This is a genomic window from Limnospira sp. PMC 289.06 (assembly GCF_032350395.1).
Taxonomy (GTDB): domain Bacteria; phylum Cyanobacteriota; class Cyanobacteriia; order Cyanobacteriales; family Microcoleaceae; genus Limnospira; species Limnospira platensis.
In genome coordinates, this window is sequence record NZ_JARPLC010000022.1 from 9599 (window position 1) to 32471 (window position 22873).

A 22873-nucleotide genomic window follows, 5' to 3' on the forward strand; every position below is an offset into this window, starting at 1 on the left:
CGGTCGTGGACTTTTTGGCGGTCGTGGACTTTTTGGCGGTCGTGGACTTTTTGGCGGTCGTGGACTTTTTGGCAGTCGTGGACTTTTTGGCAGTCGTGGACTTTTTGGCAGTGGTACTGCTAGTAGACTTCGACTTCGACTTGGACTTGGAGCCAGAAGCCGCCTTAGCCTTTAATAGTTCCAAAGCCTGTTCCAGGGTAAAAGTTTCGATCGCCTGGTCTTTAGGCAAAGAAGCATTAATTTTGCCATGCTTAATATAGGGACCATAGCGACCATCATAGATATTGAGAGGTTCTCCATCTTCCGGGTGTTCTCCCAACTCTCGCAGGGGAGTAAGAGTTTTTTTAGTTCCCCTGCGTCCCACCTTAGGTTGAGCCAGAAGTTCCAAAGCCCGCTCAAAAGTAATAGTCAACACATCATCAGGAGCCTTAATAGAGCGATAATCCTTAGCCTCCTTACTTTCATGAACCACATAAGGACCAAAGCGACCAATAGCAGCCTTAACCTTAGCCCCCGTTTCGGGATGCAGTCCCAAAAGGCGAGGTAAAGACAAAAGCGACACCGCCACATCCAAAGTCACAGCATCCTTTTCCAGCCCCTTGGGAAGAGAAACCCGTTTCGGCTTCTTATTAGTTTCCGACTCTTCCCCCAACTGCACATAGGGACCATAGGGACCAATTAACATAAAAATCGGTTCTCCTGCTTCGGGATGGACTCCCAGCTTTTCCGGTCCCTCCGTCTTTTGTCCAATCAACTCCTGAATTAACTCAGGAGTCAGGTCAGCAGGAGTCAGGTCTTGAGGAATAGAAGCAGTAATAATCTCCTCATCCTTCTGTGCCTCGATATAAGGCCCAAAGCGACCCAAACACAAACGGTAAGTCATGCCATCAGTAGCATCACCCAAATTTTCCAATTCAATAGTGCGGGCTACCTTAGCATCAATTTGGCTTTCCTGTTCCTTAACCTGATTTTCCAGCCCCCCGTCACCGGAATAGAACTTTTGCAGATAAGGTAACTGGTCTGCCTGTCCAGTGGCTATCTCATCAAGAGTATTCTCCATGCGAGCGGTGAAACCGATATCCACCAAATCGGGAAAATGTTTTTCCAGCAGGCTATTAACCGCAAAAGCCGTAAAAGTAGGAATCAGAGCATTACCCTTAATTTGAGCATAACCGCGATCGATAATCGTACCAATCACACTCGCGTAGGTACTCGGACGACCTACCCCCTCACTTTCCAGAGTTTTAACCAAAGATGCTTCTGTAAAGCGCGCCGGAGGTTGGGTTTCATGTCCGATCGCCTCCAAATCCTTACAATCAGGATGCTGACCCACTTTTAAAGGTGGTAGAGGTAGCTCTTGATTTTCCAAAGCCGCATCAGGATCATCAGACCCCTCTACATAAGCCCGCAAAAACCCAGGGAAATCAATACGTTTCCCGGTCGCCCGAAAACCCGCATCTTCCACCTGTAAGTCAACAGAGATATTAGTTTGGCGAGAGTCAGCCATCTGAGAAGCAACCGTCCGCTTCCAAATTAAGTCATACAGTTTCAAGTCATTACCACTTAACTCAGTTTCCTGGGGAGTACGGAAATAATTTCCAGCCGGGCGGATAGCTTCGTGGGCTTCTTGAGCCCCCTTACTTTTGGTCGTGTACTGGCGCGGTTTCGGACTCAGGTACTCTTTGCCATATTTCTGCTCAACGCAGTTTCTAGCAGCTACTATGGCTTGCTCTGATAAATGCACAGAGTCAGTCCGCATATAGGTAATATAACCCCGCTCATAGAGTCCCTGAGCCACCTGCATAGTCTGGCGGGCGCTAAGTCTGAGTTTCCGGTTAGCCTCCTGTTGGAGAGTCGATGTGGTAAATGGCGGCGCGGGTTTGCGAGTAACTGAGCGTTCGTCAATATTCCTCACAGACCAGAGTTTCTCCCTCAGTCTCTCCTTGAGGGCTTGGGCTTGGTCTGAGTCTAGTAGGACTACATTACGCCCCTGGGCGATTTGACCAGTGCTTTCGTCGAAGTCGCTACCTGTGGCTACCTTTACCCCATTCAGGGTAATTAGTTTCGCCTCAAACTCGGTTTTACCTTGTTCGAGCAAGGCTTTGAGATCCCAATATCCCCCCTGTCGGAAGGCGCGACGCTCCCTCTCTCGGTTTACTATCAATCTTACGGCTACAGACTGCACCCGACCTGCTGACAAGCCTCTGGCGATTTTTTTCCACAGCAGTGGTGACAGGGTATAACCATAGAGGCGATCGAGTATCCGCCGGGTTTCTTGGGCGTGAACCAGTTGTTCATCTAAGTCTCGGCAATGTTGTAGGGCTTGGAGTATGGCTTCGGAGGTAATTTCATGGAACACCATACGCCGGGTGGGAATTTTCGGTTTTAGCACCTGCAACAAGTGCCAGCTAATACTTTCCCCTTCTCGGTCTTCGTCGGTCGCTAGAACTAATTCTGTCGCTTGTTTGAGCGCTTTCTTGAGTTCTTTGACCACTTTCTGCTTATCTTTGGGGATTACATAAATAGGCTCAAAATTCCCTTCCACGTTTACCCCTAGCCCTGCCCATGTTTTCCCCTTGTACTCTTCGGGAATTTCATCAGCAGAGGGTGGTAAATCTCGGATATGGCCCATTGAGGCTTCTACCTGATAGTCTTTCGGTAAGAAGTTACGAATAGTCCGGGCTTTGGTCGGTGATTCAACGATAACTAAAGTTGACATAGCAGCTTTTTCGTATAGCAGCAAACTGGACTTGGGGGTCTAGCCCTGGTTCGGGGGAGACCATAATTTCTCTTTTTCTCTTGTCGGACTGTTTAGGCAACACCAGCACTCTCTAGCCTAACCCAACATTTCCAACTATCTCACTTTATTTAGCCCCCGATCGCTTATAATAAGGGTTTGCGTTTAATTTTCAACTGGAGGGTACTATGTCTCGTGTCTGTCAGCTTACAGGAAAACGGGCTAATAACGGAATGGCTGTCTCTCACTCCCACCGTCGTAGCCATAAACTACAACAAGCCAATTTGCAGTGGAAACGGATATGGTGGCCCCAAGGTAAGCGCTGGGTACGTCTGAGACTTTCCACTAAGGCTATTAAAACTATTGAGAAGAAAGGGTTACAAGCTATGGCTAAAGAGGCTGGCATCGATCTCAATAAATTTTAACTTTTCCAGCCATATACCACCCATATCTATTGATCATGGAACTCCCTCTCCTTCTGGGAGAGGGCGAGAGGTCTGGGATAATTAATTAATTGTCCCAGACATACTTCCTATCCTACCTAAGTCAATTTAGCCAGAATTAGACCAAACCAATTGTTACTATCAGTCCAAGTCTTGACGGGTTGTAAACCTTGCTGGTTAAGATAATTCTGCATATTTTCTAGTTCAAATTTGCGGGAGATTTCGGTGCGGACTGTTTCCTGGGCGCTAAAATTGACGGTCAAGTTTAAACTTTTTAGGCGTACAGTTTGCTGACAGAGACTGCGTAGGTGCATCTCAATTTGATGTTCTTCTAGGTTATAAAAAGCCCAATGTTCAAAGTTTTTGATATCAAAATCACCATCAAAACGATGGTTTAAATGTGACAGCATATTTAAATTAAAAGCAGCCGTTACCCCCTGACTGTCATTATAAGCGGCTTCTACAATATCGGTGGGTTTATGTAAATCAACTCCTAATAGGAAATATTCCCCCGGTAATAAAGCGGCTGTAATTTGTGCAAAAAAGCGATCGCACTCAGTGGGGGTTAAATTTCCCAAGGTGCTACCCAGAAAGCAAATCATCCGACTGGGAAGGGGTGCGGGTTCTAATTTTGCTAAAGCCTGTTCATAGGTGGCTACAATTCCATGAACTTGTAAAGATGGATAATCTTCTAATAATTGATAGGCGCTATTTTCCAAAATACCGCCACTAATATCAATGGGAAGATAACGCAGAGGATAGCCTAAACTTTGGTAAGCATCTAATAAAATCCGAGTTTTAGTAGAACTACCACTCCCTAACTCTACCAATTCCGTCGGACCAGTTAAAGTGGCAATTTCCGACGCAAAATCCCTTAAAATAGCCGTTTCTGTGCGGGTCGGATAATATTCGGGTAATTCGCATATTTTTTCAAACAATAGAGAACCCTGATCATCATAAAAATACTTAGGGGACAGAGTTTTCGGCTGGTAGGGGGTTGCTAGACTCTCGATTATATCATAACCCGTGGCGGGTTCATTGGCTGGGGTCTGATTTGCATTAACTAGAGATTCAATCCTGATTCGTTGCTGGAGTAGGGAGCGATCGCTCGTTTCTGTAGTAGTCTGGGGGTGGGAGATATACATTATGGCTAAAGTATACACAGCAATGGCATCAAAAAAACTGCTGCCATTATGTATTGTCCCATACCATTGTCAACAAAAGGTTATGTTAACCGAACTCAAAAACCATCAACTGTTATGGCTTACCCCAATAAACGTAACCGTGAGCATCCCTCGGTAAATTCCCATTGGTCTACCGAAAGCGAATTGGTAGGTTTAGAATTTGAACTCACACCCACCGACAATCATATCCTTTACCCTCAATATACCATTGGTCTACACGCCTGGTTTCTCGACCAAGTGCGTAACACTAACCCAGAACTTTCCCAATATCTCCATGATGGACAATCGGAAAAACCCTTTACCATTTCAGGGTTGTCCGGTTCCCTAATCACCTCTGGAAAAAATCTGCAACTACAAGGCGATCGCCTCTACCGTTGGTATGTCACCGGGTTATCTCGTCCAGTAGTTCAGTGGCTAGGGAAATGGACCCAAAACCTACCCCCCCGCATTGAACTCAGAAACGCCCCCCTAACCATCAATTCCTGTAAAGTCTTCCTGGAAGCCAAGACCTATCAGCAACTGTGGGAACAGCAGTCTCCCAAAACCTCTAACCTGAAATTAAGTTTTCTCTCTCCCACCAGTTTTCGTCACAAAGGACATCATCTCCCCCTACCAATTCCAGTTAACCTATTTCATAGCTACCTGCGGCGATGGCATGATTTTTCGGAGATTAAATGCGATCGCGACCTATTTTTAGAATGGGTCGATGAGTTTGTCATCCTCCAACGTCATTATCTACAGTCCGTCAAAGTCGCCGCCGGAAAACGGGGAATGGTAACCGGGTTCACCGGAGCCATTGAATTAGCCAGATCCCAGAAAAGCAAAACCCAGTTTTCTGGAAATATCCAACAGCAGCAACAGCTATTTTACGCCCTAGGACAACTCGCCCCCTACTGTGGAACGGGACATAAAACCCCCTTTGGCTTAGGACAAACCCGCTTAGGCTGGTTAGTAGACGATATCCAGAATGTGTCTACTATTCAACAAATACTAGCCGATCGCATTCTGGAATTAACCGACATTTTCCGTTCCCAAAGACAGCGCACCGGGGGAAACCGCGCCACCGACATAGCCGAAACCTGGGCGACTATTCTGGCGCGTCGGGAGTTGGGAGAATCTCTAGTGGCGATCGCTACTGATTTAGAAATGCCATATCAGACAGTAAAAACCTATGCTAAACTAGCACGGCGCGCCTTAAATTAAAACATTCATCAGATGCACACAAAATACCAGATGCTGTTATCTAACTTGGTTAGGGGTAGTCGGCGGCGGTTCCGAGTCCTATGGCAATTTTTAGGACTGTTTGGCTTGGTTAGCTTCCTCATTATCAGTTGCGCTCAACCCAATAATCAAACCACTACTACCCCAGGGTCTAGCAACGGCGACGAACGGATTATTATTGGTACTACCCAAACCCTCCGCACTATCGATCCAGCCGATGCTTATGAGGTTATTTCTGGCAATCTTCTGTATAATTTAGGCGATCGCCTCTACGCCTATGAAGTGGGAACTACCCAACTCAAGCCTCAACTAGCTACCGATTTTCCTACCATTAGCGACGATAGGCTAACCTATACTATACCCCTACGCCAGGGGGTGCTTTTCCATGATGACACGCCTTTTAATGCTGAGGCGATGGCTTTTTCCCTGCGCCGGTTTATTGAAAACGGCGGACCCCCTTCCTCTTTACTCTCCGATATTGTTGAGGATATTACCACCACCGGTGAATATGAATTAACTATTAAACTCAAGCGTCCCTTTGCCGCTTTCCCCTCCCTATTAGCATTTTCGGGAGCTTGTGCGGTTTCCCCTAGTGCTTATGAAATTGGGGCGGGTAAATTTAAGCCTAATTCTTTTGTCGGAACCGGACCTTATGTTTTAACAGAATATGCTGTTGATCTGATTCGCCTCCATCCTTTTGACCAATATTGGGGGGATAAACCAGCTAATCAAGGTGTGGATTTACAACGTTTTTCTAGTCCTGCTAATTTGTTTAATGCTTTCCGCACTAATGCTGTCGATGTCGCTTATATATCCCTTGAGCCTGACCAAATTGCCAATTTATTAGAAGGTGCAGAACAGGGAAGATGGCAAGCAATTAGTGCTGATGGAAATACTATTAATTACATAGTATTAAATGTGAACAGCGAACCCTTAGACCGGGTGGAAGTTCGACAGGCGATCGCCTCTTTAGTCGATAGAAATTTAATTAATGAAAGGGTTCTCCGAGGACAAGCCGAACCTCTTTATAGTCTCATTCCTACTACTTTTGAAAGTCACCTTCCCGTATTTAAGGAAGCCTACGGAGATGCTAATTTTGAGAAGGCTAAACAACTGTTAACAGAGGCGGGATTTACTCCCGAAAACCCCGCTGTGGTTGAACTTTGGTATGGCGCGAACTCCCAGAAACGTCAAGAGTTGGCGGCTACTCTCAAGGCTTTATCTGATAATAATTTGGGGGGTATTTTACAGTTACAACCTCAAAGTGTCGATACAACTACCGCTTTTCAAAATTTGGATAAGGGAATTTATCCGACTTTTATTCTGGATTGGTATGCCGATTTCTTGGACCCTGATAACTATATACACCCCTTTCTTGATTGTGCTAATGGTTCCCCCCAAACTGGATGCGTCGAAGGTGCTAGTCAATATCATGGGTCTTTCTACTATAGCGATCGCATGAATCAGTTAATTCGTCAACAGCGCACTGAGGCTAACCCTGAGACTCGCCAAGCTATCTTTCAGGAAATTCAACAAATTCTGGCTGAGGATGTGCCTTTTATTCCCCTGTGGCAAGACAAAATCCATGTTTTCGCCCAAAACAACATTCAAGGCGTTAACCTCCAGGCTAATCAACAGTTCCCTTTCTGGCCTTTGGCTAAATTCACTCCCCAATAACTCATAGATGGGACAGGGGGCTATGCCCTACTGTCCTGTTTTTTTGCCCCCGGTTTACCAACAAACCCCTATTACCCAAACCCTCCCCTACCTAGTAGGCGGCGAGTGTTTCTGTGGTCAATATATGGCTCTCAAAACTTGTGGTCGCTGAAGATCCTTCATGGTTCTACTTCCCGTGCAAAATAGCACCGTGGATATTTCGGCTATCAGAATCTCTACCAAGCTATCAACAGCAGCCTCTGACTCAGCCGCCGCCTGTAAAAAAGGCCACGCTAAACCGGCTAAATCAGCACCTAAAGCGATCGCATAAGCCACATCTAAACCATTGCGGAGTCCCCCAGAAGCAATCAAAGGAATATCAGGAGAATCTGCCCTAACCTCAGTGATACACTCAGCCGTCGGTAAACCCCAATCAGCGAAAGTTTCCCCCAAGCGTCGCTGACGAGGATCTGTAGCCCTCTGTCCTTCTATTCTCGCCCAAGACGTACCGCCCGCACCAGCCACATCAATGGCAGCTACTCCCGCATCTATCAGCTTTTTAGCCATAGCAGCCGATATGCCGTTACCGACTTCTTTGGCAATCACCGGAACTGGCAGCTTGTAGCATAAATCGGCAATTTTGTCAAGTAGTCCTCGGAAATTAGTATCGCCTTCCGTTTGAATGCACTCCTGGAGAGGATTGAGATGCAAAATTAGGGCATCGGCTTCCAGAATATCAATTACCCGCTGACATTGCTCTAAGCCATAGCTATAGTTTAGTTGAACTGCGCCCAAATTAGCAAATAGTACAATATCAGGAGCGAGCGATCGCACTGCGAAAGTAGGGGCTAATTCTGGCTTTTCCACCGCCACCCTTTGGGAACCCACCCCCATAGCAATTTGATGTCTGGCAGCCGCCCTAGCTAGGCGGGTGTTAATTAGTTTAGCCTGTTCTGTGCCACCAGTCATCGAGGAAATTAACAACGGCGCAGCCAGGGACTTACCCAGAAACTCTGTAGAGACCTCTACCTCCCCAAGATTAATTTCCGGTAGACAGCAATGGGTAAACCGATAGCGATCGAAACCATTGGTTTTTTGGCGAAATTGTACATCAGACTCTAAACAAATTCGCAGATGATCAGCCTTGCGGCTTTCCGTGGAAAATTCCATTTTTATACAGTTCCCAATTGATAATTAATTCCAGACAGCGGTGATGGATACCTTTAACTTATTCTGATTATTCGGACTTTAATTCTATGCGATCGTATCCATCTACCTCCTCCAGATATACTCGCACCTCTTCATCTCTAGCCGTCGGGAGTTCTTTGCCAATAAAATCCGCTTGAATGGGTAGTTGTCTATGACCGCGATCGACTAAAACCGCCAATTGGATAGTCTCCGGTCTTCCATATTCAATTACCGCATTCAAAGCCGCCCTAATAGTACGTCCACTATAAATCACATCATCCACCAAAACCACTTTTTTACCTGTCAAGTCAAAAGGAATTTTAGTTTGTGCCGGAGTTCGCATCCCCACCTTATCTAAATCATCCCGATAGAAAGTAATATCCAAAGCGCCACGAGGAACCGTCAACTGTTCCAGCAAGTTAATTTGGTTCCCTAACCTTTCCGACAGCGGAACCCCCCGCGTATATATTCCCAATAATACCAGGTTAGATAAATCTCCCCCACTTTCCACAATTTGGGATGCTAAACGGTTCAAAGTTCGCCGCATTTCTTCAGCCGATAGGATTTCGACAATTTTACTCATGATTCAAGTTGATTGCTTCACAAAATTACTGGTTTAGATATCTGCCAAATATCTATATTTACTGCCGACATTATTGGCTAAATAACGCCTTATTTTTATTGCCAAAATATTGACCTAATTATAAATATAATAAAAGTCGCGCCTAACCATATAAAAATTGAGTTGCGGGTGATAGCCAGCGCCCCCTCAATAGTTTCTGACGTAATCGGGTCAATAGGATCTCCTAAAGTAGGTTTATGTTTAACTTTTCCTCGGTATTGATTCACTCCCCCCAATTGTACCCCCAAAGCCACCGCATAGGCGCATTCACTCCAACCCGCATTAGGGCTAGGATCATTAATAGCATCTCGGCGACATATCTGCCAAACCCGTCTAGGTTGACCCGACAATAGAGCAACCGTAATTACACTGAGACGGCAAGGAAGCCAAGTCAGAACATCCTCTAATTTAGCACTAAACCATCCTATATGAGTATAAGGTGCTTCACGATAACCAATCATTGAATCCAGGGTGCTGGCAGCTTTATAAGCCCAAGCCAGAGGAACACTTCCCACTGCTGGTATCAGCAAACCAATAATCCCATAGAATAGGGGAGCCATCATACCATCGATCGCATTTTCGGTAATAGTTTCCACAATAGCCCGCTCAATTTCAGGTTTCGATAAATGTTCCGTATCTCGACCCACATACTGACTTAATCGCTGGCGGCTTGTTGGCAAATCCCCCCGTTGCAGAGGCTCTTGTACATCCTCAGCGGCCGCTCGCAAACTCCGAGCAGCAAAGCAACTAGCTAAAAGAATACTTTGTAAGCCTACAAAGATAATACCATGAAAGGGTAATTGCTCTGACCAGACTTTAACTGCTGCCACCATCAGCCAACTGACCAATCCACTACCAATCACCAAAATCAACCCCACCAAAATTCCCGCCAGCTTTTGAGATAAAGGACTCTTGAAATATCTCAGAACTGGTTGAGTCAATTTGGTAATCACCCAACCCATAACTTGAACTGGATGCAGCCAATTCCACGGATCACCGATAGCATAATCCAAGCCCGCCGCTATTGCCAAAATTACTATTGTCTGGAAATCGCTCATTTCTTAACTGCCATGTAATCCTTAACCGCCAGCATATAATTAAACCACAAAACTAGCGGACTCTCCCTGAGCCGCCTGCCAACTGAGGGCATCATAATAAAGGTCTTCTAGGGAGATGCTATACAGAGCCTCCTTTAATTTTTCATGGAGACGATTCCAGAGAGTAAATGTTACCCAATCCTCTATTTGTTCAGCATCAGGTTGATGGTTAGATAAAGGTTCTATGGTCTCACCAACGGCTTCCAGAATTTGCCCCAGAGAAATTTGAGCAGGTGGATATGCCAACTTATATCCCCCCTGAGAGCCTCTTACGGAAATTACTAACCCCCTGCGCCGCATCTCAATTAGTAACTTTTCTAAATAGGGAGCTGGAATATTTTGCCGAGAGGCGATCGCTCGTACCGACACGGGACCACTGCTGCCCAGCATGGCTAAATCTAACAATGCTTTAACACTATAATGTCCGCGAGTAGTTAACTTCATTAATCCCTTTCAAATTAACAGTAATTTTTGTAGTTATTTGATCTCTAGTCTCAGCCGTTGCTACCCACCTTAACCCAGATTACTCATCCTTATCTATCTAGTGGAATTTACGGATACATCATTGATTAACATCATTTGATCCATCCTTCCTAGATTCTAACTGAGTTTGACCTCAACTACCGACAGTAATAGATTAGGGAAACCACAAACAGGTAAGCCTTTACAGAATAATCAGCTATAGGATGATTACATCCGTTAAAAATGTTAATGATGGAGATGAATAATTCTGCGCTCTTAGTGTAAGATAGTATCCAGGTACCAGGTCATCGTGAACAGTTATGGTTGTCCGAGAGATAACCATAACTGGGGTGATGACATCATCTCGAATATGCAAGGGAAGACATCATGGCTAAGAAGAACAATTCCGACACTCAAGCACAACCGCTAACTGGTCAAGCACTTTTAGAAAAAGTCCGAAATCTCGGCCACATGAACAAAGAAGAGAAAGCCAGAGAATGCGGATACTATACCTTAACAAAAGGCGGTATAGAGCGAGTTAATATGATGAAATTCCTTAACGCCTTAATAGACGCTGAAGGAATCGAACTAGATGGTAAATCAGAAGGTAATGGACGTGGGGGACGTTCTGCAAGTTATAGAATTACGGTTCAATCTAATAACAACCTGTTGATTGGGTCAGCCTATACGAAGCAAATGGATCTGCAACCGGGAGATGAATTTGAGATTATTCTGGGACGTAAGCACATTTATCTGAAACAGGTAGGCTCGGAAGATTAGCTAAGTTGATGCAATGGTGAAAGTAGCATATTGTCTCGCCTTCATACTTGTATGATGATGAGAAACTAGGTTTTCTCAGTGATTAAAATGCGATCGCATACCTATCGTTAGCATCAGAGAAGCACAGCAAAACCCCTCAAAGCCATAGAAGGCAGAGGGGTATATTTTGCTCCGTCCTAATATATGTTGAGCCGGGGATTAATTAATAGTAGTACCAGCCTAGGATGGAATAGGTACAGATTGCAGTAAGGCTTCAATAACCGTCTTAGAACGGCGACCACCAGCAGTAATCAAGCGATGTGAAAGGACATGGGGAGCCAATAATTTAATATCATCAGGAACTGCGTAATCTCGTCCCGACAAAAAAGCGATCGCCTGGGTAGTACGATGAAGAGCGATCGCCCCCCTAGGACTCACGCCCAACATAATATCCTCATGCTCCCGTGTAGCGCGAACCAAATTAAGAATATACTGCTGTAAAGACCCATCCAACTGGACTCGCTGACATTCTTTTTGCAGAGTCAGAATATCCTGTAAACTGAGACAGGGTTTAAGTTCATCAACCTGTACTCCCTCACTCAAGCGTCGCAACATTTGCAACTCTTCGAGTTCACTAGGATATCCCAAAGTTAAAGACAACATAAACCGATCCATTTGCGCTTCTGGGAGAGGAAAAGTTCCCTGATACTCAATGGGGTTCTGAGTCGCAATCACAAAAAAAGGCATGGGAACCATGCGCGATACCCGATCAATGGTCACCTGTCTTTCCTCCATGACCTCCAACAAAGCCGACTGAGTGCGGGGTGTAGCTCGGTTAATTTCATCGGTAAGCAAAATATTAGCAAATACTGGCCCCGGCAAAAATTCAAACTCACCACTGCTAGGATTCCAAATATTAGTACCAGTAATATCGGTTGGTAATAAATCCGGTGTACATTGAATCCTCTGGAAAACCCCATCAATAGAACGAGCCAAGGATTTAGCCAGTAAAGTTTTACCTACTCCCGGTACATCTTCCAAAAGCACATGACCCCCCGCCAGCAGCGCCACCAAGGTTAGGCGAATTGACTCTTCTTTACCAACTATAGTCCGACCTAAATTTTGCTTTAATCGTTCAATACGTTCTCTCATTCAATTCTCCGGTGATTCAACCCTCTGAGTGAGAGGATACAGCATTTTGACCGTTGCACAGCTACCCGCAGACTATCTGTACAGATATTTTCTAACACCATCTACTCAGAGCCGCTTTCCGCCACGATTTCTGATGGCTGCTCGCGCCAGGGAAGCGATCGCTTTTATATCCCCATTAACCTGAGTTGTGTTCGAGTTCGGAGAGCTATTTTTTCCCATCTGTCAACTACAATTAGGGGGGATTTATCAGGTGTAATTATTCTCAACGTCTGCCACCGAAACACCCCGCCGCCCCCCTGCCCATCTAAATATTGATTGTGTTGGGTGTAGAACTAATCACTGGCCATAGAGCGCGAAAGCGGAAGATGCCAATGTTTGACTGAAGGGCGATCGCTCTTGAGCCCGCCAATTCTTGCCCACCAAGAATTCCCAGACCTCACCAGACAGCAGTTTCGACCAACCAGAGATCATCTGCTATAATTTCTCTTATACTATCGTAATAGTTTTTGCCGATGATGTTCATAGGTACTTCTCAAGCCGCAAAAATGATGGGTGTAAGCACCACCAGAGTTAGGCAGCTTTTGTATAGTGGTAGAATTCCCGGAGCTTACCGAATTGGCAGGATGTGGGTGATTCCCCTAACTGGCGAAATGCCTGAAATCACACCTGGGGGGCGGGGTCCGAAGCCTACCTGGGAATGTAGCCGTCCTAAGAATAAGCCCACGTATATTCACATCAACAAGAAAGTCATTGGTAACAACAACCGCATACTCAGGGAAACCCAAGGAAAGATAGGCGACATCCAAAAATTGCTAAACCCACCAATTATTTTGAACAAAGGCAATAAAACCTTGTATTCTTCGGAAATAATAATTGATGGACCCTGCCGCCTACTATATCAACCTTTCCAAAAGCTATGTTCTGGGGCGCAGGTGTGGATTGAAACTTTATTCCCGACGAGAACTATAGCCCGATAAAATAGAATAGTTAAAAATCAACATTAGTCAGGCAACTAGATTAATCCAGTAGGGGTAGATTTTTCCTAGCCTGGAGATAGGTTCGCGCGTGGGTACAATCCCTTTGAATTTGGGCCTTGAGTTGTTCAAGGGATGCAAATTTTTGTTCTGGTCGCAAAAACCCCTCTAAACTGACAGTCAAACTCTGACCATATAAATCCCCATGCCAATCTAATAGATGAACCTCAACGGTAGGATTGTCTCCAGCTACAGTAGGACGACAACCAATATTCATCACTCCTAACTGAGGGGCAATAGTTGTTTGTTCCCCGAAAGCAAATCCCGTAACCAGGACTGCATAAACACCGTATTGGGGTAAAAACTTGTCTGGTGGCAGTTGTAAATTAGCTGTAGGAAATCCCAGAGTCCGGCCTAATTGTTGACCCTGTACCACTTGACCGACGAGGGTATAAGCACGTCCTAATAGTTGATTAGCACGGTTAAGATGACCTTCTGTGAGGGATTCTCGGATGATGGAACTACTGATGCGATCGCCATAAGCACTCTTAAAGCGAGAAACTATTTCGACATCAATACCATACTGAGAGGCGATCGCCTTTAAATCCTCGGTACTACCCATGCGATGGCGACCGAAGCGAAAATCAAAACCGACACTCACGCGAGTAGCTTGTAAATACTCCACCAAAATCTGCTCAACGAACTGAGCTGGGGTGAGACTAGCCAAATCTTTGTCAAAAGGCAAAAGCACCAACTGCTGAACCCCAAACCTCCGTAGAATGTCAATTTTTTCGGGTAAGGGAGTTAACAGTTTTTTAGTTTGACCCGTAAAAAATTCCTGGGGGTGAGGATTAAAAGTCACCACTGTTCCATAGCCAGAAATAGCTACTGGGGGCGTTTTCTCATCCGTCTTTATAAACCCTACCTTCTGGGAATCTACCGCGACCTCATTGGGGTTGAGAATGGGTCGGACTACCTGTTGATGTCCTCGATGAAATCCATCGAAGTTCCCCAAGGCAACAGCAGTCGGAGTTAGAACCGTATCTTTTGATGATGTTATCCACACAGGTTAAATTGCCACGTTCATGGCGAACAGCAAGACAAACAGTTTACCCCGTATAGGGGAACCAAGACAATTTTTCAGTTCTTCTGATTTTGATTTCTGAGAAACTCTGCGGCAAATGCTAACAACCCGGAACCTATAATCAAAATTACGCTGAGGGCGTTAATATCGGGTTTAACTCCGGTTCTAATGCGGCTAAAAATTTCCATTGGCAGAGTAGTTGCGCCACTTCCGGCGGTGAAACTGGCAATCAAAAAATCATCCATACTCAGGACAAAAGCCAGTAAACAGCCAGAAATGATACCGGGCATGAGTTGGGGTAGCAAGACTTTGATAAAGGCTTGATCTGGTGTTGCCCCTAGGTCTAGTGCAGCTTCTTCTAAGTGGGGGTCTAGGTCAGCTAGGCGAGTGGATACCACCAGGGCGACATAGGCGAGACAGAAGACTACATGAGCGCCTATGATAGTTGATAAACTCAGGGGAATGGCTAAGGCTGCCAAAAATACTAGGGTGGAAACGGCGATCGCAATGTCGGGGACAATTAAAGGCAAGTAAGATATGCCCAGATAAATACCTTTTCCGGGAAAGCGAAACCTGGATAATCCCACAGCCATCAGGGTTCCAATGACGGATGATATGGCTACGGCACTCAAGCCAACGGTAAGGCTATTTTTGAGAGCGCTAAGGATGCGGGTATCCTGAAAAAGTTTGACATACCACTGTAGGGTAAATCCCTGCCATCCTGCACTATAGCGGGATTCATTAAAGCTATAAAAGGTGAGAACCAAGATAGGCAGATACATATACAGGAACATCAGGCCAACAAATATGATCTGCCAAGATACCCGAAATCTAATTTTAGGCTTTTGCATTTCTTGAGGAATGTCTGACTGATGATTGTGATTGTTAATATCCTGCATGGAATTTTAAGTTTGGTAAGGACGGGTGCTAGAGTGAGCCCCAACTAAGGGTCGAACTTTATACAACCGCCTGAGTCCGCCGCCTGTTTATTTTGAGGGTCTGCCATCACCGTAGCGGATTAAAAGAGCGATCGCTATACTCACCCCAAAAATTAGCACCATACTTAGGGCTGAACCAAAACCCCAGTTTTGAGTTGCGCCTAAAAACTGATTGTAAATCAGCCGAGATACGGTCATACTAGAAGCGCCGCCTAACAGTTCTGGATCGACAAAATCTCCTAGGGAACTAATAAATACTAATAGTGAGCCGGCGATAATTCCGGTTTTAGCTTGGGGAACTGTAATTTTCCAGAAGGTTTCGGGGGGCACAGCTCCTAAATCAGCGGAAGCCTCCAACAGACGGCGATCTAGTTTTTCAAGGGAGGCATACAGCACGGTTACCATATAGGGTAAATAGCTATAGGTCATGCCAATTAAAACGGCTGGACTACTATTAAGTAGTGCTAAGGTAGGTAATCCCAATAACCCTAGAAATGAGTTTAGCACTCCTGTGGGTCGTAAAATGGTAATCCAGGCATAGGAGCGCAGCAAGGAAGATGTCCATAGAGGCAGAACAAACCCTAATAGTAGAAGGTTCCGCGACTTGGGGGGAGCCATAATGGCTATCCAATAAGCGACGGGAAACCCTAACAGCAAACAAAAAACTGTGGTTCCGATCGCAAAGTTAACGGATCTGGCGATTACTCGCAAATTTATCGTTTCAAATACCCGCAGGTAGTTACCCAGACCATCAGGAATTACCACGTCCCCAGGGCGAATATTCTCCACTAAGCTGAGTTGAAAAATCACCAGAGTGGGAAACACCAGCAATAGTAGCAACCACACCCCAGCCGGTCCGAGCATAATTAGGGGTCCAGCTAACTTAGACCAAATCTCAGAGAGGCCAGTTTTAGCGGGTGTGGTGGGAGGTTCATAAGGGGTCTTGGGGGGGGTAGATACAGCCATAATAGAGTTTGAGCATTTTTTTAAGGTTTAATCTGTAAAAGCACCCGATGTTCACATTAACCACTGGTGAGTCTAGTCCAATACCGATCAAAAAGGGCGGTTATCTCTGGTGGTAGGGGCGAAACAGTTTCGCTGTTAGCAATGACGCTTTCTGGGGGAAATAGGGCTGGGTCTTCCCGGAGTTCTTGGGGAAGTTGGCGATAGGCGACGAGGGAGGGGGTAGCAAAGCTGAGGCGTTCGACAATTTGGGTGGCGATGTCTGGTCGCAGCATAAAATTAATCCACTGATAAGCACCTTCTGGGTTGGGTGCGCTTTTGGGAATTACCAGGGTATCAATCCACAGGGAAGAACCACTAACGGGGGTGATGTATTCTAAATCTTCGTTTTCGGGCATAACTTCGGCCGCATCGGAAGAATAGCACATCGCCAGGAGTAAGTCTCCTACAATCATCTGAGGTCGCCAAGCATCGGTGGTAAAAGATGCGATCGCCCCTCGCAGCTTGACCAATTCCTGATAGGCTTGATTAATCTCCCTAGGATTGGTGCTGTTGTAGGAGTAGCCTAAACGCCGCAAACTGGCTCCCATCACTTCCCGTACATCATTAAGTAGGGTTAGCCTCCGGTTGAGTTGGTCTTGATAGGTCCATAAATCTTCCCAGTCTTCGGGAGAGCTTGATAATAGTCTGCTGTTGTAAATTAAACCTGTAGTTCCCCAACTCAGAGGGACGCTATAAGTGGAGTTGGGGTCATAATCGGGATTTTGGAATTTGGGAAATAGATCTTCTAACCCCACGATTAAGGTATGGTCTAATTCAGCTAATAGCCCTAGTGCTACCATCTTCTGTACCATGTATTCCGAGGGGTAGATGATACTATATGCTCCAGCTCCTCCCGCCTGTATACGGGCTAACATAGCCTCATTAGAATCGAATACATCTGCCACTACTCTCAGCCCGGTTTCCTGGGTAAAGCGTTCTAGCAGATCGCGATCGGTGTATCCAGCCCAAGTATATATATACAGGGTATCTGATGAGAAGCGAGTGCTGGGGGTGGTTTTGATTTCGCCTAAAGTCCACCCACAGCCTGACGCAGAAGAGGCGATCGCCGCCGCCATAGTCGATTGCAGAAACCCGCGCCGGGTCTGCATCCGTTTATGAAACCCAAACGGGTGTAATTTCCTTGGGGGCACTTTTTTTTACCGTTGCCATCAAAACCATAATTTTACAACAAATATTTTAGCGGTGTTGAGGTTCCGGTAGGGCTAAACAATCTGTGGGTTTCCAACACACATAAATATCCCTATCATAATCTAGGTTTTCTCCTAAACTCTGAGACTGTCGCACCATTAGGGTTTCCCCTGTAGTCAGTTTCACAATGTACTGTAGATGAGTACCTAAATACATCTGATCGACTAATTTTCCGGCGAAACTATTTCCGGGAGTCTCTGGGGGTTCAGAGTGTAGGGTGATGTTTTCCGGTCTGATACTAACTACAGCCTTCGCCCCCCCTCGTAGTTGATGAGGCGATCGCTTGTTCATGGCTACGATAATCTGTAACCCTGTGTCTGTTAATACTTGTATAGCTTCCTGATTGGCTTGTTCAACTTGTCCCTTAAATAGGTTAGTGTCTCCAATAAAGTCAGCCACAAAGGGGGTCTGGGGATATTGGTAAATTTGGTTGGGGCTGCCAATTTGTTCAATGCGACCCTCGTGCATTACCGCTATGCGATCGGATAAACTCATCGCTTCTTCCTGGTCGTGAGTTACCATCACAAAGGTTAACCCCAAATTGCGATGCAAATTTGATAACTCCATCTGCATTTGTTTACGCAATTTCAGATCTAACGCTCCCAGGGGTTCGTCTAATAGTAGCACCGCTGGACGATTTACTAAAGCCCGCGCTAAGGCTACCCGCTGTTGTTGTCCCCCTGACATTTGGTTAGGATAACGGTTAGCAAACGATTCCATCTTTACCAATTGTAGGGCTTCTAGGACTTTGGCTTCAATTTCCGATTTCCCCAGGCGTTTTAATCTCAACCCAAAGGCGATGTTATCCCAGACATTCATGTGATTGAATAGGGCATAACTCTGGAAAACTGTATTCACCGGGCGCTGATAGGCTGGGGTTTGGTTCATTGACTGACCCCTAATTAGGATCTCCCCGGCTGAGGGGGTTTCAAATCCAGCAATTAACCGCAGTGTGGTAGTTTTACCACAGCCAGACGGTCCGAGAATGCTAAAAAATTCTCCCCGCTTTATCTCTAGGTCTACCGCCCTAACTGCGGTTTCGCCGTTGAATACTTTGAATACTTTACGGAGTTCTACATCGAATTTTGACTCGCTGTGAACTGCACCTGGGTTCTGGGCTGCGGTTTGTAGCATAATTTACTTTTCGCGCTTCAAGGGGATAATTAGGGGTCGAGAATGGAGTCACCCCCATCCCCTCCCATTCAGAACCGTACATGAAAGTTTCCCTTCATACGGCTCCTAGTTTGATAGTCTCTCTGTTACGAGTACAGCAACCTCTCTTCATCCAGAGCGGTTTTATCATCGTGACAGTGGCGGTGTAGCAATTGGAGGTTCTTGTGTTCATTCTTGCCACCTTGGCTTCGGGGCACGATATGGTCTACCTCCAATAAGTCTGATGGGGTAAAATATTGTCCACACCAGGCGCACCTGCCTTTCTGTTTCTTGAGTAGTTTGGCTACTCTCTTTGGCGTATCAATTGCTTGTCCTTTTCTGGTTGCCCAGTAAGTCCAATTTCCGTCGTATGGTGTTGCGTCCGGGCGCACTAGGGTATGTCTGACAATTGGTGTCCATTTGTGTTTGTATAGATGTATCCCATCTTTGGTTTGGAACATCCAAGCTTCTTGCCTTTCTCTCCCATTACTGAGTTTGACCTTTCCTGGTCTGAAGTAATTACTCAGCTTTTTGTAACTTGCCTTTCCGCATCTTGAAACTGTCCATGCCCGCAACATTTGCCAGATTACATCATCTAGCTTATTGAAGGTTTCCATCGAGACTACCCCTGAATAGTAGTTTGACCATCCCCGTATTATCGGGTTTAGCTTACTAATCAAGGCTGATTGAGGTGCTGTTTTGAGTTGTTTTATTGCACCTTTAATCACTTCTGTGTGAGCTTTAACTGCTTTATTACTGGGTTTGATGTGGGTTTTGTGACCGATTAACCGGCTTGCTACCCCACCTGTTTTCCCAGATTTATATTTTCCTACGGGATATTGCCTGATATTGAATCCTAGAAAATCGAACCCAGGTTCCTCAATCTTGCCATTATACTCAATAGGATTGAGTGTGTGACATATTCGGGTCTTTTCAGGTTTTATCTCTAATCCTACAGGTTTTAGCCATTCAGAAATTGCAGTCTTGCACTGTTCAATGATTCCTAAGTCTCTTGATATGACCACAAAATCATCGGCATATCTTATAAGGTTTACCTGAGTGGTTGTTCCTTTATTTGGATACATTTCTTTAACTAGCCTTTCCATACCCAACAGTGCGATGTTGGCTAGTAATGGGCTTATTACCCCTCCTTGTGGTGTCCCTGTTTCTGTATCCTCATATACACCGTTATCCAGAACGCCTGCTTTTAACCACTGTTTCAGGTCTCTTTTCAGACTACTTGGACAATGAATTTTGGACAGTAGGTAATCATGGTTTATTCGGTCAAAGCATTTTGCTATATCAGCATCAAGAACATAATATTGTCCCTTATTTATGGCAATATAAATTCTGCTGATTGCGTCATGGGCTGACCGTCCTGGACGGAACCCGTAGCTTGTGCCTTCAAATCTCGATTCCCATTCAGGTTCGAGAGCCGACTTAACCAAGGCTTGCCTTGCTCTATCTTGGATTGTGGGTATGCCTAGTGGGCGTTTTTCATCCCTACCAGGTTTTGGAATCCACACCCTTCGCAGTGGTTTTGCTTTGAGGTTTCCCTTAATGTTCTTGACCAGTTCAAACCTTTGTCTTGGAGAGATTACTCTTACTCCATCAACACCGGCTGTCTTCTTGCCTTGACCCGCTTGGGGGGCGGGTTTATTAAGCTGACTGTTGGGAAGCATGGCTGACCGTGGAACCCGCCCCTACAGTCGCACTGCTAAGAGTCGGGCATAATATGATTTCACCAATAGACGTTGCCACCTTCTTACCTTTGCATCCTGTCCCGATTTAGCTGCTTGAAATATACTCTTTTGGAGCTTGAAGACTTTCCGCTGAACCTTAGTCCATGGGATTGCCTTCCATGCGTTGTTCGTAGTCTTGATTGGTTTTGGTTTCCCAAATCCTTTCTTTGAACTCGCTATCGCCATTTGTACTCCTACTGGGCTCTATTTCTTACATTCAAACCGTGACCCGTTAGCATATCCCTTCCATTACAGTTGGGCGTTGGCTTCTGGTCACATCTCACCCCCTCGAAGGCATCCGCTTACACTTTTCACTACTGATTATCTCGACCAGATAATCAGAGCCTATGAGGGGTTAAAACGTTCCGTTTATATGGGCATTCCATCTTTAGATTTGTCCTTTCCACCGGGGTACTTTTTAAAGGTCTGTGTAGGTGGTAAGGGAAGCCCCCTACTTTTTCCCCTTACTCTTTTGAGCGCAGCGTTTCAACCCATTTCGCTGCTAAGTAATTACGATGGTTCAAGTCAGACATTCGGCTCACGCCTAATCTTAGATGGTTGGCAGTGGTCAGATTTGGGAATAGGTTTTCCCTCACGCCTTCCGTTCCCCGCTTCAATCTGACGGGGTGTGATTCCTGAAACTGGGGGTGGCTATCGCCGTTACCCTCATCTCTGTTTCGTAGCTTCCATTGTGTTAGGAATTATTACGACTTGTTACAGAGAATGTTGACCTTGGGTTCCCTGCCTTGATTAGGTATCGTATGATACTAATCGTTGGGACATATAAACAGTTGTGGGGATTGTCAGAAACGAGCTTCTTATATCCAACCGAGGGGATGGAGTCCCCACCAGGCGGTTATTTCAGGTATTTCACCCCTATTTCGTGCCTGAACGTCTCGCACTCCCCTTCCTACTTTATCAGAATTTTCCAGCCTGGGCATTGCTGCTATCTCAACCCCTCCCACCCGAAAGCCGCCGAGAGTGGGATTTTTCCGAGGCGATCGCTTTGCTTATACAACATATAAGTAATCTTTTGTCAATATTGTTTGACAAAACTTTAGATTTTGTTTAGATTTACTGACAAGCAACTCACACACACAGGTCAAGTAGTATGTATACCATCAACAAGGATAAGCAACAACCCAAGATTTATTTTACTCAACCTGCTGCTACACTCAAACCCCAGCGCGACTATCTCCTACATAGCGCTGTGGCTATCTTTCTGATTGTTTCTGTGTTAGTTTGTTATTAAACTAGCCATCATCTGTTGTTAATAAGAAGTTATCAAAAGTTCCGTAATTTTTCCTCGATTTTGAGGATTTGAATTAATCGCCCTACCCGCTTGGATAGGGTGAATATTGAAGTCTTTATATAAGTCTCTGATTAACTCAGTATCAGAATTAGATAGCATCACCTTGACTCCTCTCTTGTGTAAAATCCCAAAGATTTCGGCTAATTTTTCCTGTTTATCAACCCCAAATTTATGACGGCTGTAGCTGGTAAAGTTACTGGTGGGACTCAGGGGGTGATAGGGAGGGTCAAAATAGACAAAATCAGCCGCAGAATTAGCCTCATTTACAATTGCTTCAAATGATTGAACTTTAAGAGTTGCTGACTGGAGAGTTTTTGATGCGGTTATCAATAATTCTCGCGGGCAAATTTTGGGGTTTTTATATTTCCCCATAGGTACGTTAAATTGACCTTGGCGATTTTCTCTATATAAGCCATTAAAACAAGTTTTGTTGAGATAAATTAGGCGGGCGGCTTGGTCAAGCGAATTGCTAAATTTTTGCGATCGCATCTGGTAATAATAACCTTGATTATGTTGCTGCTGATGCTTTTCCAATCGGCTAATCAGCGCCTCTGTATGATTACGGACACATTGATAAGCATTAATTAGTTCGCTATTAATATCACTTAAAAATGCTGGGTTTGGTTGTAGATAAAAAAATACAGCACCGCCCCCCAAAAAAGGCTCATAATAGGTTTGGTAGTTGGCGGGAAAGTAAGTAGTATACTGAGGAATTAAACGACTCTTACCTCCGGCCCACTTGAGAAACGGTTTTGGGGCGGTTTGAGGTGGACTGGTGACTGTTGGCTGGGAAGTTTGGGACAAAATTGGCTCAAGTCCAGAAGTACATCAATACCACTGAACGGAAAAATTATATGTTCAGTGTGACCAATTATTATAACAGAGTGCTACAATGGGAAAGGCTGGAGTAGGAAAATCTAGCGTCGCCGGAAGATG

22 protein-coding genes and 1 pseudogene (1 of these 23 only partly in view) are annotated in these 22873 nt (G+C 45.3%); 8 read left to right on the top strand and 15 right to left on the bottom strand.

The window, feature by feature from the left end:
- A pseudogene (gene topA, locus P5674_RS07215) lies at positions 1-2719 on the bottom strand (type I DNA topoisomerase) (it extends 44 nt beyond the left edge of the window).
- A 206-nt stretch (positions 2720-2925) separates the two neighbouring features.
- Between topA and rpmB the strand changes: the two are divergent.
- Positions 2926-3162 carry a 50S ribosomal protein L28 gene (gene rpmB / locus P5674_RS07220; protein ID WP_006619330.1) on the top strand — a complete coding sequence of 79 codons (237 nt, stop codon included), beginning with the start codon at positions 2926-2928 and terminating at the stop codon, positions 3160-3162.
- Positions 3163-3278: 116 nt separating this feature from the next.
- Here the strand turns inward: rpmB and egtD are convergent, their stop codons facing one another.
- Positions 3279-4325, bottom strand: coding sequence for an L-histidine N(alpha)-methyltransferase (gene egtD, locus P5674_RS07225; protein WP_014276351.1), 1047 nt, complete (start codon positions 4323-4325; stop codon positions 3279-3281).
- Between the two features lie 114 nt (positions 4326-4439).
- Here egtD and cas6 point away from each other — a divergent pair, with 114 nt between their 5' ends.
- Together cas6 and P5674_RS07235 are read left to right on the top strand one after the other, a co-directional pair.
- Positions 4440-5567 (top strand): CRISPR-associated endoribonuclease Cas6, encoded by a 1128-nt coding sequence (gene cas6, locus P5674_RS07230; RefSeq protein WP_014276350.1) that lies wholly within the window; start codon positions 4440-4442, stop codon positions 5565-5567.
- A gap of 12 nt (positions 5568-5579) precedes the next feature.
- Complete coding sequence (locus tag P5674_RS07235) at positions 5580-7262, top strand: ABC transporter substrate-binding protein (protein ID WP_050856788.1); 1683 nt, start codon at positions 5580-5582, stop codon at positions 7260-7262.
- A gap of 117 nt (positions 7263-7379) precedes the next feature.
- Here P5674_RS07235 and fni read toward each other — a convergent pair whose 3' ends face one another.
- The 4 genes from fni to P5674_RS07255 form a co-directional block, all read right to left on the bottom strand.
- Positions 7380-8411, bottom strand: coding sequence for a type 2 isopentenyl-diphosphate Delta-isomerase (gene fni, locus P5674_RS07240; protein ID WP_006619334.1), 1032 nt, complete (start codon positions 8409-8411; stop codon positions 7380-7382).
- A gap of 67 nt (positions 8412-8478) precedes the next feature.
- Positions 8479-9012: a bifunctional pyr operon transcriptional regulator/uracil phosphoribosyltransferase PyrR gene (pyrR, locus tag P5674_RS07245; protein ID WP_006619335.1), complete on the bottom strand. Its 534-nt coding sequence runs from the start codon at positions 9010-9012 to the stop codon at positions 8479-8481.
- 95 nt (positions 9013-9107) lie between these two features.
- On the bottom strand, positions 9108-10109 hold the full coding sequence (cbiB, locus tag P5674_RS07250; protein WP_006619336.1) for an adenosylcobinamide-phosphate synthase CbiB: 1002 nt from the start codon (positions 10107-10109) through the stop codon (positions 9108-9110).
- A gap of 39 nt (positions 10110-10148) precedes the next feature.
- A complete protein-coding gene (locus P5674_RS07255; protein WP_006619337.1) occupies positions 10149-10592 on the bottom strand; it encodes an Rrf2 family transcriptional regulator in 444 nt (147 codons plus the stop codon).
- 405 nt (positions 10593-10997) lie between these two features.
- On the opposite strand from P5674_RS07255, the gene P5674_RS07260 reads away from it, so the two are divergent.
- Positions 10998-11390, top strand: coding sequence for an AbrB family transcriptional regulator (locus tag P5674_RS07260; protein WP_006619338.1), 393 nt, complete (start codon positions 10998-11000; stop codon positions 11388-11390).
- Positions 11391-11609: 219 nt separating this feature from the next.
- On the opposite strand, the gene P5674_RS07265 is transcribed toward P5674_RS07260, so the two are convergent.
- Positions 11610-12521 (bottom strand): AAA family ATPase, encoded by a 912-nt coding sequence (locus P5674_RS07265; protein ID WP_006619339.1) that lies wholly within the window; start codon positions 12519-12521, stop codon positions 11610-11612.
- Between the two features lie 46 nt (positions 12522-12567).
- On the opposite strand from P5674_RS07265, the gene P5674_RS07270 reads away from it, so the two are divergent.
- A complete protein-coding gene (locus P5674_RS07270) occupies positions 12568-12705 on the top strand; it encodes a hypothetical protein (RefSeq protein ID WP_162097044.1) in 138 nt (45 codons plus the stop codon).
- A gap of 328 nt (positions 12706-13033) precedes the next feature.
- Positions 13034-13498 (top strand): helix-turn-helix domain-containing protein, encoded by a 465-nt coding sequence (locus P5674_RS07275; protein WP_006619340.1) that lies wholly within the window; start codon positions 13034-13036, stop codon positions 13496-13498.
- 40 nt (positions 13499-13538) lie between these two features.
- On the opposite strand, the gene P5674_RS07280 is transcribed toward P5674_RS07275, so the two are convergent.
- The 7 genes from P5674_RS07280 to P5674_RS07310 form a co-directional block, all read right to left on the bottom strand.
- Complete coding sequence (locus P5674_RS07280) at positions 13539-14561, bottom strand: bifunctional riboflavin kinase/FAD synthetase (protein ID WP_006619341.1); 1023 nt, start codon at positions 14559-14561, stop codon at positions 13539-13541.
- 74 nt (positions 14562-14635) lie between these two features.
- A complete protein-coding gene (locus tag P5674_RS07285) occupies positions 14636-15478 on the bottom strand; it encodes an ABC transporter permease (RefSeq protein ID WP_006619342.1) in 843 nt (280 codons plus the stop codon).
- Positions 15479-15565: 87 nt separating this feature from the next.
- Positions 15566-16483, bottom strand: coding sequence for an ABC transporter permease (locus P5674_RS07290; protein WP_006619343.1), 918 nt, complete (start codon positions 16481-16483; stop codon positions 15566-15568).
- Positions 16484-16539: 56 nt separating this feature from the next.
- The gene (locus tag P5674_RS07295) at positions 16540-17631 is read right to left on the bottom strand and encodes an ABC transporter substrate-binding protein (protein WP_006619344.1); all 1092 of its coding nucleotides are present in this window, start codon (positions 17629-17631) and stop codon (positions 16540-16542) included.
- Between the two features lie 88 nt (positions 17632-17719).
- Entirely contained in the window at positions 17720-18865 is a 1146-nt protein-coding gene (locus P5674_RS07300) for an ABC transporter ATP-binding protein (protein WP_006619345.1), read from the bottom strand.
- Between the two features lie 125 nt (positions 18866-18990).
- A complete protein-coding gene (gene ltrA, locus P5674_RS07305) occupies positions 18991-20565 on the bottom strand; it encodes a group II intron reverse transcriptase/maturase (protein ID WP_315669899.1) in 1575 nt (524 codons plus the stop codon).
- 21 nt (positions 20566-20586) lie between these two features.
- Complete coding sequence (locus P5674_RS07310; RefSeq protein ID WP_315669900.1) at positions 20587-20811, bottom strand: reverse transcriptase N-terminal domain-containing protein; 225 nt, start codon at positions 20809-20811, stop codon at positions 20587-20589.
- Positions 20812-21508: 697 nt separating this feature from the next.
- Between P5674_RS07310 and P5674_RS07315 the strand changes: the two genes are divergently transcribed.
- Both P5674_RS07315 and P5674_RS07320 read left to right on the top strand, forming a co-directional pair.
- Positions 21509-21697: a hypothetical protein gene (locus P5674_RS07315; protein WP_162097043.1), complete on the top strand. Its 189-nt coding sequence runs from the start codon at positions 21509-21511 to the stop codon at positions 21695-21697.
- A gap of 39 nt (positions 21698-21736) precedes the next feature.
- Positions 21737-21877 (top strand): hypothetical protein, encoded by a 141-nt coding sequence (locus tag P5674_RS07320; protein WP_167538959.1) that lies wholly within the window; start codon positions 21737-21739, stop codon positions 21875-21877.
- Positions 21878-21895: 18 nt separating this feature from the next.
- On the opposite strand, the gene P5674_RS07325 is transcribed toward P5674_RS07320, so the two are convergent.
- A complete protein-coding gene (locus P5674_RS07325) occupies positions 21896-22741 on the bottom strand; it encodes a DNA adenine methylase (protein WP_006618775.1) in 846 nt (281 codons plus the stop codon).
- Positions 22742-22873 lie beyond the last annotated feature (132 nt).

Excerpts from the sequence above, each read along its gene's own strand:
- cas6 (WP_014276350.1), top strand. The coding sequence starts at position 4,440 with ATGGCTTACCCCAATAAACGTAACCGTGAGCATCCCTCGGTAAATTCC.
- ltrA (WP_315669899.1), bottom strand. The coding sequence starts at position 20,565 with ATGCTTCCCAACAGTCAGCTTAATAAACCCGCCCCCCAAGCGGGTCAA.
- rpmB (WP_006619330.1), top strand. The coding sequence starts at position 2,926 with ATGTCTCGTGTCTGTCAGCTTACAGGAAAACGGGCTAATAACGGAATG.
- P5674_RS07260 (WP_006619338.1), top strand. The coding sequence starts at position 10,998 with ATGGCTAAGAAGAACAATTCCGACACTCAAGCACAACCGCTAACTGGT.
- fni (WP_006619334.1), bottom strand. The coding sequence starts at position 8,411 with ATGGAATTTTCCACGGAAAGCCGCAAGGCTGATCATCTGCGAATTTGT.
- P5674_RS07295 (WP_006619344.1), bottom strand. The coding sequence starts at position 17,631 with ATGCAGACCCGGCGCGGGTTTCTGCAATCGACTATGGCGGCGGCGATC.
- egtD (WP_014276351.1), bottom strand. The coding sequence starts at position 4,325 with ATGTATATCTCCCACCCCCAGACTACTACAGAAACGAGCGATCGCTCC.
- pyrR (WP_006619335.1), bottom strand. The coding sequence starts at position 9,012 with ATGAGTAAAATTGTCGAAATCCTATCGGCTGAAGAAATGCGGCGAACT.
- P5674_RS07255 (WP_006619337.1), bottom strand. The coding sequence starts at position 10,592 with ATGAAGTTAACTACTCGCGGACATTATAGTGTTAAAGCATTGTTAGAT.
- P5674_RS07275 (WP_006619340.1), top strand. The coding sequence starts at position 13,034 with ATGATGTTCATAGGTACTTCTCAAGCCGCAAAAATGATGGGTGTAAGC.
- cbiB (WP_006619336.1), bottom strand. The coding sequence starts at position 10,109 with ATGAGCGATTTCCAGACAATAGTAATTTTGGCAATAGCGGCGGGCTTG.
- P5674_RS07290 (WP_006619343.1), bottom strand. The coding sequence starts at position 16,483 with ATGGCTGTATCTACCCCCCCCAAGACCCCTTATGAACCTCCCACCACA.
- P5674_RS07310 (WP_315669900.1), bottom strand. The coding sequence starts at position 20,811 with ATGGCGATAGCGAGTTCAAAGAAAGGATTTGGGAAACCAAAACCAATC.
- P5674_RS07235 (WP_050856788.1), top strand. The coding sequence starts at position 5,580 with ATGCACACAAAATACCAGATGCTGTTATCTAACTTGGTTAGGGGTAGT.
- P5674_RS07300 (WP_006619345.1), bottom strand. The coding sequence starts at position 18,865 with ATGCTACAAACCGCAGCCCAGAACCCAGGTGCAGTTCACAGCGAGTCA.
- P5674_RS07320 (WP_167538959.1), top strand. The coding sequence starts at position 21,737 with ATGTATACCATCAACAAGGATAAGCAACAACCCAAGATTTATTTTACT.
- P5674_RS07285 (WP_006619342.1), bottom strand. The coding sequence starts at position 15,478 with ATGCAGGATATTAACAATCACAATCATCAGTCAGACATTCCTCAAGAA.
- P5674_RS07265 (WP_006619339.1), bottom strand. The coding sequence starts at position 12,521 with ATGAGAGAACGTATTGAACGATTAAAGCAAAATTTAGGTCGGACTATA.